Annotated in this window: 14 protein-coding genes; 4 read left to right on the forward strand and 10 right to left on the reverse strand. The window is 36.6% G+C overall.

From position 1 onward, the window contains the following. Positions 1-21: 21 nt before the first annotated feature. The 3 genes from ytxJ to L1275_RS08015 form a co-directional block, all read right to left on the reverse strand. Positions 22-363, reverse strand: a complete 342-nt coding sequence (gene ytxJ / locus L1275_RS08005; protein ID WP_253471588.1) for a bacillithiol system redox-active protein YtxJ — start codon at positions 361-363, stop codon at positions 22-24. A 520-nt stretch (positions 364-883) separates the two neighbouring features. Continuing rightward, positions 884-1,621 carry an SDR family NAD(P)-dependent oxidoreductase gene (locus tag L1275_RS08010; RefSeq protein ID WP_253471590.1) on the reverse strand — a complete coding sequence of 246 codons (738 nt, stop codon included), beginning with the start codon at positions 1,619-1,621 and terminating at the stop codon, positions 884-886. A gap of 212 nt (positions 1,622-1,833) precedes the next feature. Beyond that, positions 1,834-2,220, reverse strand: a complete 387-nt coding sequence (locus L1275_RS08015; RefSeq protein WP_253471593.1) for a hypothetical protein — start codon at positions 2,218-2,220, stop codon at positions 1,834-1,836. Positions 2,221-2,585: 365 nt separating this feature from the next. Between L1275_RS08015 and clpB the strand changes: the two genes are divergently transcribed. Continuing rightward, complete coding sequence (gene clpB, locus L1275_RS08020; protein ID WP_253471595.1) at positions 2,586-5,183, forward strand: ATP-dependent chaperone ClpB; 2,598 nt, start codon at positions 2,586-2,588, stop codon at positions 5,181-5,183. 156 nt (positions 5,184-5,339) lie between these two features. Beyond that, entirely contained in the window at positions 5,340-5,558 is a 219-nt protein-coding gene (locus L1275_RS08025; protein ID WP_253471597.1) for a putative signal transducing protein, read from the forward strand. A 121-nt stretch (positions 5,559-5,679) separates the two neighbouring features. Here the strand turns inward: L1275_RS08025 and L1275_RS08030 are convergent, their stop codons facing one another. The 7 genes from L1275_RS08030 to corA all read right to left on the reverse strand — a co-directional run bounded on the left by L1275_RS08030 (position 5,680) and on the right by corA (position 12,337). Next, on the reverse strand, positions 5,680-6,198 hold the full coding sequence (locus tag L1275_RS08030; RefSeq protein WP_253471599.1) for a hypothetical protein: 519 nt from the start codon (positions 6,196-6,198) through the stop codon (positions 5,680-5,682). 4 nt (positions 6,199-6,202) lie between these two features. After that, entirely contained in the window at positions 6,203-7,009 is an 807-nt protein-coding gene (locus L1275_RS08035; RefSeq protein ID WP_253471601.1) for a hypothetical protein, read from the reverse strand. 342 nt (positions 7,010-7,351) lie between these two features. Continuing rightward, on the reverse strand, positions 7,352-8,296 hold the full coding sequence (locus L1275_RS08040) for a siderophore ABC transporter substrate-binding protein (protein WP_253471603.1): 945 nt from the start codon (positions 8,294-8,296) through the stop codon (positions 7,352-7,354). Between the two features lie 6 nt (positions 8,297-8,302). Beyond that, positions 8,303-9,061, reverse strand: a complete 759-nt coding sequence (locus L1275_RS08045; RefSeq protein ID WP_253471606.1) for an ABC transporter ATP-binding protein — start codon at positions 9,059-9,061, stop codon at positions 8,303-8,305. After that, the gene (locus L1275_RS08050; RefSeq protein WP_253471608.1) at positions 9,058-10,005 is read right to left on the reverse strand and encodes an iron chelate uptake ABC transporter family permease subunit; all 948 of its coding nucleotides are present in this window, start codon (positions 10,003-10,005) and stop codon (positions 9,058-9,060) included. Before L1275_RS08050 ends, L1275_RS08045 begins: the two co-directional genes overlap by 4 nt. Further along, a complete protein-coding gene (locus L1275_RS08055) occupies positions 9,998-10,933 on the reverse strand; it encodes an ABC transporter permease (RefSeq protein WP_305882328.1) in 936 nt (311 codons plus the stop codon). The genes L1275_RS08050 and L1275_RS08055 overlap by 8 nt, the downstream gene beginning before the upstream one ends. Before the next feature lie 324 nt (positions 10,934-11,257). After that, positions 11,258-12,337 carry a magnesium/cobalt transporter CorA gene (gene corA, locus L1275_RS08060; RefSeq protein WP_253471612.1) on the reverse strand — a complete coding sequence of 360 codons (1,080 nt, stop codon included), beginning with the start codon at positions 12,335-12,337 and terminating at the stop codon, positions 11,258-11,260. 75 nt (positions 12,338-12,412) lie between these two features. Between corA and hutI the strand changes: the two genes are divergently transcribed. After that, positions 12,413-13,648 (forward strand): imidazolonepropionase, encoded by a 1,236-nt coding sequence (gene hutI / locus L1275_RS08065; RefSeq protein ID WP_253471615.1) that lies wholly within the window; start codon positions 12,413-12,415, stop codon positions 13,646-13,648. A 159-nt stretch (positions 13,649-13,807) separates the two neighbouring features. Continuing rightward, positions 13,808-14,845 carry a formimidoylglutamase gene (locus L1275_RS08070; protein ID WP_253471617.1) on the forward strand — a complete coding sequence of 346 codons (1,038 nt, stop codon included), beginning with the start codon at positions 13,808-13,810 and terminating at the stop codon, positions 14,843-14,845. Positions 14,846-14,848: the final 3 nt, after the last annotated feature.

Below are 14,848 nucleotides of genomic sequence, written 5' to 3' on the forward strand. Positions count from 1 at the left end.
TTTTATTTAAAAATATCTTGTTTAAATTTTAGCATTTACCGCTTTTAGTACGGCATCTGCATCGATATCACTGTGAGACGCGTGGTAAATGACCTCATTTTTGTAGATTGCAATCAACTGAGGCGACTGATGTTCTACCTTATAATCTGCCGCTATTTTGTTTGAAATAGCTCTATATGCAATGAGATCCAAAAAATAAGTAACCACCTTATCCTGCTCTTGATAGGTGTTCTCAAAATTCTTTAATACCGTTTTACTAATGTAACACTTGGTACTGTGCTTAAATATCAATACAGGTGTTTGCTCTGACAGCGTTGCTAACTCTGCCAATTGATCTTCCGATTCTAGTTGTATCCATTTCATAGTTGTCGCTTTTAAACAAAGTTAGGCTTTTTTTTGCAAACTTCTCTATAAGCCTATATGTCCATACGCACATACGCGAATACGCTTTATCACGTAAAAACGGAACAGCCTTTCAACCTATCTGCTTTTAAAGCCTATATGCCCATTCGCCCATCAGCCCATTCGCCCTAACACGTAAAAATGGATAAGCCTTCCAACTTATCTGCTTTTAAAGCCTATATGCCCATTTGCATATACGCCCATTCGCCCTAACACGTAAAAAGGGATCAGCCTTCCAACTTATCTGCTTTTAAAGCCTATATGCCCATTTGCATATACGCCCATTCGCCCTAACACGTAAAAAGGGATCAGCCTTCCAATTTATCTGTTTTTAAAGCCTATATGCCCATTTGCATATACGCCCATTCGCCGATCAGCGTATCAGCGTATCAGCGTATCAGCGTATCAGCGTATCAGCGTATCAGCGTATCAGCGTATCAGCGTATCAGCGTATCAGCGTATCAGCGTATCAGCCTAAAAGTTATACCGCTGTATAACCTCCATCGACTAAAATTTCGGTTCCCGAGACAAACGAAGCATCATCAGAGGCCAAAAACAAGACCGCTTTAGCTACTTCCTCTGGTGTTCCCAGACGTCCCATAGGGTGTAAATTAACCAGATCTTGAGTATTGGCTCCGTGTATCAAAGGTGTATCGATATAACCCGGTGCAACAGCATTTACTCGAATTCCTTTTTTTCCATAGGTAGCCCCCAAAGTTTGAGTCAATAACTTAACTCCTCCTTTTGCTGAAGCATAGGCTGTTACTCCTACTTTACCCACAAAACTGTGTATAGAGCCCGCATTGACAATCGCACCGCCTGTACCCTGTTTTAACATTTGCATAATAGCATATTTATCGGAAAGAAAAACGCCATTCAAATTGATGTCGATGGTTCTCTTCCATTTATCGTATTCCAATTCATCGATATTTCCATCATTGGCAATTCCCGCATTGGCATATAAAATATCCAGTTTACCGAATTTCTCCACGGTTTTAGCAACCATATTTTTCACATCCTCCTCATTGGTGACGTCCGTTTTGACAAATAAGGTTTGATGTCCTTCCCGATTCAACCGCTCCTCAAGCTCTTTGCCCGAATCCGAAAAATCAGCAATGACTACTTGAGCTCCCTCTTTCACAAATAATTCTACCGTTGCTTTGCCAATTCCACTTGCTCCTCCTGTAATAATGGCTGTTTTATTTTCTAATCTTTTCATAATGGTTAGTGATTTAAATTTATACTATTTGAACACTAAGTGTCAATACTTTAGGCTCAAATACTATACCACTCACCCATTTATAATTAGCTATTTTTATAAAATAAAAACTCGCATTTTTACTAATAAAACAACCAATTCACTTTTTTTTAAACAAAAGATCAAATAATATATAAACCTTAAATCAAATATGAGCTATCACAAATAGAAGGTTACGGTTTCACTAATTTAAGAGTTCCTCCATCCATATAAGCAATGCTTAAAACCAATGTATCACCGATATAGTATTTCATATATGAAAAATTTCCAATCTCTACTACTTCGCTACTTAATTTAGAATCATACTTTGCAGTGTAAGGATAAATACCATCTTTTAAATGAAACTTGCCCATGGAATTTCCGGATACGGTTAATTCGCTCTCAAAATTCAAATAAATATCTTCTTCAAAAATCGTTGTAGGATTAGGAACGGGCACCATACCGCTCTCCGTATGGCTGTACACTCTCCAATTCCCCAAACGCTGTGCGTTGCTACCATCATCACTTTTGCAGGATATCAATACAACGAATAAAATCAATAAAACAATTGCATTCTTCATAAAAAATAGTTTAAGATTAAGTTTATAACTTTTGATGATAAGAATAAAATCTTATATTTTTTAAAAATATGTTTTTTTTCATAAAACAAAATTTTCATATCGTTAAAGTTTAGTCTTTTATATCAATAAGCTTCAACGCTAATTAAAAAACGTTTTATCACTCATTATTAAATAATTAGCTGTAAATTTATAGGAAGAAACTACCGAGGGCTGAATGCTTAGTGTAGATAGTCAAATAGCGCTAGCTAATGACAAAAAGACATGGTTTGTTATAAGTAATCCGCAAAAAACAAGACACTTTGTCGCTTTTTAAAGTATGGAATATAAATTGTTTGTGAGTTAATAACCAAAAAAAATATTGAAAAATGAATCTAAATAATTTCACTATTAAATCGCAAGAAGCCTTACAGCAAGCACAAGTCATGGTGCAGGGCAACGGGCAACAATTGATAGAGAACGAGCATATTTTCAAAGCGATACTCGCTGTAGACGAAAATGTGACTCCCTTTATCTTAAAAAAATTAAACATTAACGTGGACTTGTTCAAGCAAATATTGGACAGTACTATCGCAAGTTTTCCGAAGGTTAGTGGCGGCACGATTACGCTTTCTAGAGAAGCCAGCAATGCGTTAACCGAGGCTAGTTCTATTGCTCAAAAGATGAACGACGAATACGTTTCTATCGAGCATTTGATATTGGCTATTTTTAAATCGAAAAGCAAGGTTGCACAGATTTTAAAAGATCAGGGCGTGACCGAGAAAGATTTGCTTGCGGCTATAACCGAAATCCGAGGAGGAGAACGCGTAACTTCTGCTTCTGCAGAAGAAACCTATAACTCCTTAAACAAATATGCGAAAAACTTAAATCAGCTCGCCAAGGACGGAAAATTAGATCCGGTTATTGGTCGTGATGAGGAAATTCGTAGAGTATTACAAATTCTATCGAGAAGAACTAAAAACAATCCGATGTTAATCGGTGAACCTGGAGTTGGTAAAACAGCTATAGCAGAGGGCCTAGCTCGAAGAATAGTGCAGGGTGACGTACCTGAAAACCTACAGGACAAAATGGTTTTCTCGTTGGATATGGGTTCTTTGATTGCCGGGGCAAAATACAAAGGAGAATTTGAAGAGCGTTTGAAATCGGTTGTCAAAGAGGTTACCTCATCCGATGGAAACATCATCTTATTTATCGATGAGATTCACACCTTGGTGGGTGCTGGAGGTGGTGATGGTGCTATGGATGCGGCCAACATACTTAAACCGGCATTAGCTCGTGGAGAACTCAGAGCGATCGGAGCGACAACTTTGGATGAGTATCAAAAATACTTTGAAAAGGACAAAGCTTTGGAACGTCGTTTTCAAAAGATTATGATTGATGAGCCCGATACCGAAAGTGCGATTTCGATCTTACGTGGTATTAAGGAAAAGTATGAAGCGCATCATAAAGTTCGTATCAAAGACGAGGCGATTATCGGCGCTGTAGAGTTATCACAACGTTATATCACCAATCGATATTTGCCAGATAAAGCCATTGACTTAATGGATGAAGCTGCTGCCAAACTTCGAATGGAAATCAACTCAAAACCAGAAGAACTCGACGCCTTAGATCGTAAAATCATGCAATTGGAAATTGAGATTGAGGCGATAAAACGCGAGAATGACGAAAATAAGCTCAAGATACTGGGATTGGATTTAGCCAATTTAAAAGAGGAGCGTAACGATATCTATTCGAAATGGAAAGCCGAGAAAGATGTAGTGGACAACATCCAAAGCATTAAACTCGACATTGAAAACTATAAATTGGAAGCTGAAAAAGCGGAACGTGAGGGTGATTATGGAAAGGTAGCTGAAATCCGATACGGAAAAATCAAAGATGCTCAAGAGGAATTGCAAAAACAGCAATTGCAATTGGATGAAAATCAAAAGGGACACACTTTGATTAAAGAAGAGGTTACCTATGATAATATAGCCGAGATTGTAGCCAAATGGACCGGAGTACCGGTAACCAAAATGCTTCAAAGCGAGCGTGACAAACTGTTGCATCTCGAAGCTGAACTACACCAACGTGTGGTGGGTCAGGAAGAAGCGATTGAAGCCATCAGCGATGCGGTAAGACGCAGTAGATCTGGTTTACAAGATCCAAAACGTCCAATAGGCTCTTTCCTTTTCCTAGGAACGACAGGTGTGGGTAAAACCGAATTGGCTAAAGCTTTGGCGGAATATCTATTTGACGATGAAAATGCGATGACACGTATCGATATGAGTGAGTACTCAGAACGTCATAGCGTGAGTAGATTGGTCGGAGCACCTCCAGGATATGTGGGTTATGACGAAGGTGGTCAGTTGACAGAAGCCGTTAGACGTAAACCGTATTCGGTAGTATTACTCGACGAGATTGAAAAAGCGCATCCCGATACGTATAATATTTTACTACAGGTATTGGATGAAGGACGATTAACCGACAACAAAGGACGTTTGGCCGACTTTAAAAACACGATTATCATTATGACCTCCAACATTGGAAGTCAGGTCATTCAAGAGAAATTCGAAAATGCCGGTAATGATATCGAAAGTGCTTCAGAGAGTGCTAAAACAGAAGTATTAAACATCTTAAAGCAGACGGTACGTCCAGAGTTTATTAACCGTATTGACGAAATTGTTATGTTTACACCGCTGACTCGTGAAAACATACATGCGATAGTTAGTTTACAATTAAAAGGCGTTATTAAGATGTTGTCTTTACAACATATTACTCTAGAGACCACTCCGGAAGCTATTGATTATTTAGCGACCAAAGGCTATGATCCGCATTTCGGAGCACGTCCGGTAAAAAGAGTCGTACAACGCGAGGTTTTAAACCAACTTTCCAAAGAGATATTAGGTGGCAACGTAAAAGCCGATTCCATCGTAGTACTGGATTGTTTTGACAATCAACTGGTTTTTAGAAACCTCGATTCCAAGTAATTTTATTAAGGACTGTCAATAATGACAGTCCTTTTTTTATTTCTTGTAAACAATTATCTAGTACTATTTTAGTTTTTAATTCCAAGTCTAAAATTTTAGCTTTTTATTACTAGCTAATTGATCCTTTTTACCTATTTTTAGATTAAAATAAAAACTATGAACCACGTACGACTGTTTTCGGGAAGTGAAATCACCACTTTAGCCGTTAAAGACATTTTAGAAGAAAACAATATTGAATTTATTTTGCGCGATGACATACAATCCGCAATCAGTGCCGGTTTTGGAAGTGCCGATAAAGCAGTACACGTCTTTGTCTATAGTCAAGATTTAGCCAAAGCACAACAGCTATTACTCGACAACAACATCAACGAATAAAACAAAAAAACCTCTCTATCGAGAGGTTTTTTTGTTTTTAAGAAATTGTCATAGCCTACGTGACAGCACTCCTAAAAGTACCTATTGCAGTGTTTCTTTACAGCCCATACTATTGGTAACTTCAAACTATATTGATAATTCTCTCCATACCCGATTCATATACAATTACGATTCGGTTTATATCTGCCCCCATTTTTTCAGTAATGATCGTTATATAGTTTTCAAAATATTCCTTCGCTCCAGTTTCAAGTAAATCCATATCCCATGAGATTAATGCATACTGGCTGTTAAATACCATCGTTTTTTTAAAAATCGAAAAAGATTCTTTAGTAAGATTCTTTTTTAAAACCGGCATATTGAAATCTAAGTACGAATCTTTAAAAGACTCTTCTACATCCACTTCCTCAAAGTCAATTACAGGTTGATTATATGCCGTAACAACAAGGACACATGTTGCATTACTCTTTGAGTTACATCCATCAGCGAATAGCCTATTCTTTTGGTTTGGATAATGATATGTTCCTGGTTCTACTTTATTATAACTCACTTTATCTGAGCCATAATCCATAATGCTATCCTCTTTCTCACAAGAAACTGTAATAGAGGCAAATACCAATAGTATAATAAATATTCTTCTCATAATTTTATATATTTAAGTTAATTAAAATTTCTTCCATTTGATCGATTTGATTAGTCTTAACAAGCTTTCCGTTTTTCTTATAAAACAACACCGGATAGCCATCTTCCCTTTCTACAAAATCGAGTTTTAAGCTTTGAATTACGTTACTATCTTTCGAAAAAGCTATCCATTTTTTATTTAAAAAACCAAAATTCTTAATCACTGTGCCCGTTTTATAACGATCAATCGTTTCTTGAGAATTGCCAAATAAAGCGACAAAATTGACATTTAAAAATCTCGGATCATCGGCCAACTTATTAGCTTTATCAAAAAACTGAATACAGTACCCGCAAGTAGTTGATGTTATCAAAAAAACAGTTTTAGGGGCATTAAAATCATTTAAAATGTACGCTTTACCATCAAGAGAATTTACCCTAAATCGAGAAGCGTCTATTTTACGTTCGTTTCCCAGTGTATCAATGATTACAATATTGTCTATACTACCTCCCATTTCTGATGAGATATTAACCATAACACTATCAAACCGTTCCTTAGATCCTTTTTCAAGCAAAGTCATGTTCCAAGAAATCAAAGCATTATCCTGATTAAATTCCATACTCTCCTTGAATAAGGCAAGTTCTGTCGCGGATAAATTTTCACTTAAAAATGGTAATTTATCGCTTAAATACCCCTCTTTCTCCGCGTCGTTTTTAGTACAACCGAATAAACAAATTAGTGCAAGTATGGGTATCGTTTTTTTCATATTTTTAGCTCTTTGGATAAAACTAAAAAAAAATAAAAAGTCAGCAAAAAATTTTAACTTTTTTTTCAAAACACTACTAAACAGACACTTACTTATAAAAATAAAAATGGAGAGGTATCGGTAGGTTTACTTAATTGGAGAGGTAAAAAAGGTACCGCTATTCCTCCTTTATTGATTGAATTCAAAAGCCTGTACGCCGTGAATTGCCGAAAAAGCTATTACTTGTGATAGTTCTTTTCAAAATAAGAAAAATTGATTGCCATTTTAATAGATGTTTTTAAAGAAGCCACTTCGCGTAATTATGCATAATTAAAATAACGCTTAAAAACAAAAAAGGGATGCTATAAACACATCCCTTTCTTACACAATAAAATAACAATTAACTAACTCTATTACGATTCAATACCGCCTTTATTGAATAGCCTTTTCTATTTCATCAACCATCATCGATACCGATTCAAGTCCACCACCAGACAAATACCACACATCTGGCGATAAAAAGATGATTTTATTATTTTGATACGCCTTGGTTTTTTCTATTAACGGATTGGAGAATGCCGCCTTATTCAGATCGTTTTTCTTTAAGGCCGCACCTCTATCGATTACAAACAAATAGTCGGGATTGATTTTTTGTATAAACTCATTAGATACCGATTGGCCGTGTGTGGCAACCTCAATATTTTGATCAGCGGGTTTAATACCAAAAACATCGTGAATGATTCCAAATCGCGATCCCTTGCCATAAGCACTGTAACGCCCTTCATTAACCAATACGATTAATCCCGTTTTATGACTAGTCTCACTGATTTGCTTAATTTTTGCGATTTTGGATTTAATGATCATCAGCTCTTTTTCAACTTCGACCTCTTTATCAAATAATTCACCTAACTGACGCGCATTTTTTTCAAAAGATCCCAGGTAATCATCTTTGTCAATATCCATATAAATCGTAGGTGCGATTTTGGACAATTCGTCGTATAACTTACTCTGTCTCGCAGAAACAACAATCAAATCAGGTCCGAGTTCATTAATCTTCTCAAAGTTGGGATCCATCAAGTTTCCTATATCCACTATGGTATCGTCATCACCGTATTTGCTTAAATACCCCGGTAAGTTTCCCTTTGGTAAGCCCGCTATTTGGATGGATAATTTATCAAAAGAGTCGATCACTCCATAACTTAGCAATACCACCTTTTTAGGGTTTTTCACTACCTCAGTAGTTCCCAAATGATGCTTGATTACCAATTTATCTGTAGAAGCTGTCTGCTCGGTGCCAGCAGTTTCCTTTGTTTTATCCTTACAACTGGTCGTTGCTACAAAGGCTAATAATAAGCCCGTCAAAATTATTTTTCTCATAATTAACTATTTAAAATATATACAAAATTTGTGGTTGCAATTGTCAATAATCGTCATATCTATTCCAAAAACTTCTTTCATGATCTCTGGTTTTATGATATCGTCTGTTTTTCCAAAATGGCTGATTTTATGGTTTTTTACCGTCGCTATATAATCGGCATAAGAGGAAGCAAAATTAATATCGTGTACGACTATGATGATGGTTTTATGGTATTGATCGGCTAAAACTCTTAGGATTTTCATAATCTCCACCGAGTGTTTCATATCCAAATTATTTAGCGGTTCGTCCAATAATATATATTCGGTGTCTTGAACCAATACCATGGCCAGAAAAGCACGTTGACGCTGTCCGCCACTGAGCTCGTCTAAATAATAGTCCTCAATAGCCGTTAGCCCCATAAATTCTAGTGATTCGGCTATCTTATCTCGATCCACTTGAGTCATACGTCCTTGGGAGTGTGGAAATCTACCAAAGGACACCAATTCACGTATGGTCAAGCGAATATTGGGCTGATTAGATTGTTTTAGGATGGCTAAGCGCTTTGCAAAATCGCGATGTGTCATTTTCATCACATCCTCATTAAGCAAATGAATTTCACCAGTATTTTTAGTAATTAACCGACTGATAATAGATAATAAAGTGCTTTTACCCGTTCCATTTCCGCCGACCAAACAACTGATCTTACCCTGGGGAAAAGTGATGGAAACATCATCTAGGATTATTTTATCGCCATAGGATTTTGAAATATTTTGAACTGCTATCATAACTTACTGGTTTTTAACAGGAGGTAGATAAAGTAAATACCGCCTACAAAATTGATTATAATACTGATTGTCGTCGACATATTAAAGAGGTGTTCCACTAGATATTGCCCGCCGATAACCGTTATTGAAGTCAATAAACAGCAAGCGAAAATCAGGGTTTTATGATTGTTTGATCGGACCAACTGATAGGTCAAATTGGCCACTAAAATGCCTAAAAAAGTAATGGGTCCGACCAAGGCCGTAGACACGGAAACCATGACAGCGATGATCAGCAAGTTTTGACGCACTACTTGATTGTAATTCACTCCTAAGCTAATGGCATGATCACGCCCTAAAGATAAAACGTCTAGCTGCCTAAAAAAAGAACTGCCGTAAATGATGGATGCAATTAAGATTACCGCTGAAAACCCCAACAAACTCAGGTTGATTTTATCAAAACTGGCAAACATCGCTCCTTGTAAAACTTGGAATTCGTTGGGGTTTAAAATGACCGTAATAAAGGAAGAGATGCTGCGAAATAAGGTTCCCAATAACAACCCAATCAGCAACAGTAAATAGATGCTTTTTGATTCTTTTTTAAATACTAAGTAGTATAAACCCAAAGCGAATAAGAGCATTAATACCACGGACAAGGCAAAATTCCATTCACTAGACAAAACTTTAAAGGTCTGATCTCCATAGGCAAATACAATTACTGCCTGTATCAACAGGAAAAAAGAATCAAACCCCATGATGGAAGGCGTCAAAATTCTGTTGGAGGCTATCGTTTGAAAAACGATTGATGAGTACGCTATACAACAGGATATCAAAAGCATAGCAGCTACCTTAAAACCACGACGCGGCAAGACATAGTCGAGTTTGGTTCCAGTATAGGTAAACATAAAAACGGCTATGATCAGCAGTAGAATGATTGCCATAGTCACTATAGTTTTATCTTTAAACATGTTTTGTCTTTTTTAATAACATGGCCAAAAAAACGCTTCCACCGATGATACTGACCGTTAATCCAATCGGGATTTCATAAGGATAAATGACCAACCTGCTGATAATATCACAAACCAACAGAAAGATCGCTCCCATTAAAGCGGTATAAGGCAAAGTTTTTTTAAGATTATCACCAAACATCATACTGACCACATTGGGAATAATAAGGCCTAAAAATGGAATTACCCCTGCGGTTAAAACCACCACACTGGATGTGATTGCTACAAAAACCAACCCCAAATAGGTTATTTTTTTGTGGTCCAATCCCAGACTTTTTGCCGTGTCCTCCCCCAACCCTATTATCGTAAACTTATTCGCATAGAAATAACACAAGATCACCACCGGAATACCGATATAAAGTATTTCATAGTTGCCCTTAATAATCGACGAAAAATCGCCAATCATCCAGCCCTCCATATTTTGAATCACCCCGTACTTAAAGGCAAAAAAAGTTGAAATAGCATTTAAAATATTCCCAAAGACAATTCCGATTAATGGAATAAAAATCAAACTTTTATACTTCACCCCGTCTGCAATTTTTAGAAATAACAAACTCGCTAAAAAAGCAATGGTAAATGACAACAACATCTTGGTCATCATACCTCCCGTGGGAAACAAGATCAAACTAAATAGAATTCCCATCTTAGTGGCATCTAAAGTACCGGCTGTGGTCGGTGAAACAAATTTGTTCATCGTGATCTGCTGCATAATCAATCCACAGATACTCATACCTACCCCTGCTATTAATATGGACACTAAACGAGGTATTCTGCTTACATATAGAACCAGTATGCTTTCTTCACTTAAGTCAAAGACATCTTTAAGTGAAATTTCCTTAACCCCTACAAACAAAGAAAGTAAGGATAATAGCAAAAGCGTGAATAGCATTATAGCCCGAATTAGCATTAGTTTTTATTTAGACTTATTATTAATAAAGGCAAAACTAAGTAATATTTACAAGACCAAAAAACACTATACTAAAGGAATAGTCAAAAATGCCATTTCTAGATTTCATAAATACCATTTTTAAACCCTTAAAAAAGAACACTTAAGCAGGCTATTTATAACATAAAAAGAATTTGCTAATTAATATCACTAATTTTTATCAAAACAGTAAAAATGGTCCCAAACTTTTTTTTCAAAAAAAAACACCCAAAAATTGGGTGTTTTATATATTGAAATTAGAAGCTCTACGGATGGCTGTTTACTCAGCTAAAACCATTTTTTAAATTTAAAATAACCAACCATAAATAGGACTAATACAAACATGACAAACATGGTTGCAAAATAACCGTTTTCATAATGCAATTCCGGCATATTATCAAAATTCATCCCATACACTCCAACGATAAAAGTTAAGGGTATAAAGATTACGGATACTATGGTCAATACCTTCATGATTTCGTTCATTCGGTGACTTTGAGCAGAGAAAAAGTAATTAGTCGCACTTTCCATCTTGGAAAGATTATATTCGATCTGATCTAAAAGTTCTAAAGATCGATAATGCAAACGCGTAAAATAGATTACATCTGTCGGTAAAATAAACTTCGGGTCAAGATCTGATGAACCGCTTTTCAAATTGAAAAGTACGTCCCGCAGCGGTATAATCGCTCTTTTGATATAATTTAAACTTTCTATATTTCGTTCAATGCTTTCCAAAACATTCCGCTTATAGCTGGCTTTGGAAGCAATCAAAACTTCCTCTATGGTATCCTCAATATTATCCATAGTAATAAAGAAGTTTTCCATAATAGCCTCGAGCAATAAAAACAATAGAAATTCATTGCTTTTTTTACGTACGCTTCCAGTTTTAGTACGGATACGCTCGCGAACCAGTGAAAAAATATCCCCTTTTTTCTCTTGGAAAGACAATAGTAAATTATCTTTTAAAATAAAACTAATCTGTTCAATTTCGACGCTTTCGATATCTTCATGAGCCAAAATCGATTTGACACTGAAAAATATGGTATCGTCTAATTCCTCCATACGGGTACGTCTCGAAAAATTAAGTACCTCAGCAATGAGATATCCCTCAATTTCAAAAACTTTACCGATTGCTTTTAAAAGTTCAATATCGTGTAAGCCGTGGAGGTTAAACCATTTGGTTGCCGTAGGGCTGGAATTTTGAACAATCTCATGTATCTCACTTAATGTCAAGTCATTATACTCTTCATAATGATTTTCATCGTAGACAAACAATTGCATCGCGATCAACACGTCGGGATAACCCCCAGAATATTCGAGATAATTGGGTTGAAGTTTCCTATTTTTCTTATATTTAACTCTCCTCAAAATATTAAATTTGTGATAAAGATAGGAGTTTTTAAAATTCCATTCTATTTTTACGGAAATTAACTATTTTAGAAGATGAAAATTTTACTGACCCATATAAAAGAGCTTTTACAAATACGTGATCGCGGTATTGACAAAGTATCCGGAGATGCGATGAAAAGCCTCCCGATGATACAAAATGCCTATGTATTGATTGAGGACGAACGGATTGTAGACTTTGGTTCTATGGATCATTGTCCTTCAATAGCGGTCGATCAGGTATTGGATTTAACTGGGCAAACCGTTTTACCGACTTGGGTTGATAGCCATACCCATATCGTATATGCAGGCAACCGTCAACAGGAATTTGTAGATCGTATCAACGGTTTGAGTTACGAGGAGATCTTTAATCGTGGTGGAGGTATCTTAAATTCGGCCAAGAAACTACAAGAAACTACTGAAGAGGATTTATATGAACAATCCAAAGTACGCTTAGAAGAAGTTATTCAGCAAGGTACAGGAGCTGTAGAGATCAAATCTGGTTATGGTTTGACCCTAGAGTCGGAGCTAAAAATGCTTCGCGTCATTAAAAAACTCGGCCAAAATTACCCAGTAAAGATCAAGGCTACCTTTTTAGGAGCTCATGCCTTTCCCTTGGAATATAAGGAAGACCACGAAGGATATATACAATTATTGATCAACGAAATGATACCGGTTATTGCTCAAGAAAAATTAGCGGACTACATCGATGCTTTTTTAGAGACTGGTTATTTTTCGGTAGCGGAAACAGCACGCATAATGCAAGCGGGGAAAAAACACGGTTTAATCTCTAAGATTCACGTCAATCAATTTACAGCCATTGGCGGTATAGCTGCTTGTGTGGAGAATGGCGCTTTAAGCGTAGACCATCTTGAAATAGTCACAGACGAAGATATCGAAGTATTGAAAGACAGTATTACCATGCCTGTTGCCTTGCCAACTTGTTCCTATTTTATATCGATACCGTATACACCGGCTCGTAAGATGATTGATGCTGGTCTGCCTCTGGCCTTGGCTTCGGACTTTAATCCGGGTACCACTCCCTCAGGAAATATGAATTTCGTTGTAGCAACTGCCTGCATCAAAATGAAAATGACCCCAGAAGAAGCCATCAATGCTGCGACAATCAATGGAGCATATGCCATGGGAGTTTCAGACGAATATGGTAGTATAACCGTTGGGAAAAAGGCGAGTTTAATCATCACCAAACCCTTGAGTTCATTTTATGAAATTCCTTATGCTTTTGGTAGTCAACTGATCGATAAAGTCATCCTAAACGGACAAATTATTTAAAAATAAAAAACCTCAGACTACGGTTGTGGTCTGAGGTAAAATAATAAATTATTTTAAACTAATTCCTCAATAATAAAACCGACTTGTATAAAAAAAATAAGTCCGGTATATATTAACGGAATAATTATCAAAATAGTATAAAAATTAACAATTTTATTTATGCATCTACTCCAATTATTTTCACGGTCGGATATCACAAAATATACGCGCTTTAGACAAGGCGAAATCAAATTTGGCGAACGCATACAAATTCTTTCCAATTTGGAGCATTGCTTTACGGAGCTCAAGGAAAACGATTCGAAATATGTGGTATTGGGAATTCCGGAAGACATTGGTGTACGCGCTAACTTTGGCAGAACAGGGACCGCAACTGCATGGGAAAATTTCTTGAGTAGTTTTCTCAACATTCAGCACAATCGCTTTTGCAAAGGCAATCAAATTACTATTTTGGGACACCTCGATTTCACGGAAGCTATGGACGCAGCTTCTCAATTGGATGTCAATCAAAAAGAAGACCGCAAACAGCTTTTTAAATTGGTGGAATCGATCGATAAAGAAGTATCGCATATCGTCACTCAAATTGTCAAAGCAGATAAAATACCGATAATTATTGGGGGGGGACATAACAATGCTTATGGTAACATCAAAGGTTTGGCCCTAGGAAAAGCTAAAAGTGTAAACGTTATTAACTTCGATGCACACACCGATTTCAGACCTTTAGAAGGTCGTCATAGTGGCAATGGATTTTCCTATGCTTTCGAAGAGGGCTTTTTGAAAAATTATTTCATATTTGGTCTACATGAAAACTATACACCTAAAAGTGTTTTTGACAGTATCAAAGCTGTCGCGGATAAAGTGAAATACAACACCTATGAGCAAATCAGAATTCGCAAGGAAAAATCGTTTGACACCGAATTATTAGCTGCTCAAAAACATATCGATAACAGTTTTTACGGTATCGAAATCGATTTAGATTCCATACCTCAGGTGGCCAGTAGCGCGATCACGCCTACCGGTTTTTCGGCAGAACGACTCAGACAGTTTATTCACTTTTTTGGAAAATCAAAAAATGCAGGATACCTACATATTTGTGAAGGAGCACCTAATTTAGACACGGAAAAAAACAGCCACCTAGTCGGTAAGCTCATCGCTTATCTGGTAACCGATTTTATTAAAATTAATTCCGAAAAAATTTAAGTA

It is taken from the genome of Flavobacterium sp. HSC-61S13, assembly GCF_024171535.1.
Lineage (GTDB): Bacteria > Bacteroidota > Bacteroidia > Flavobacteriales > Flavobacteriaceae > Flavobacterium.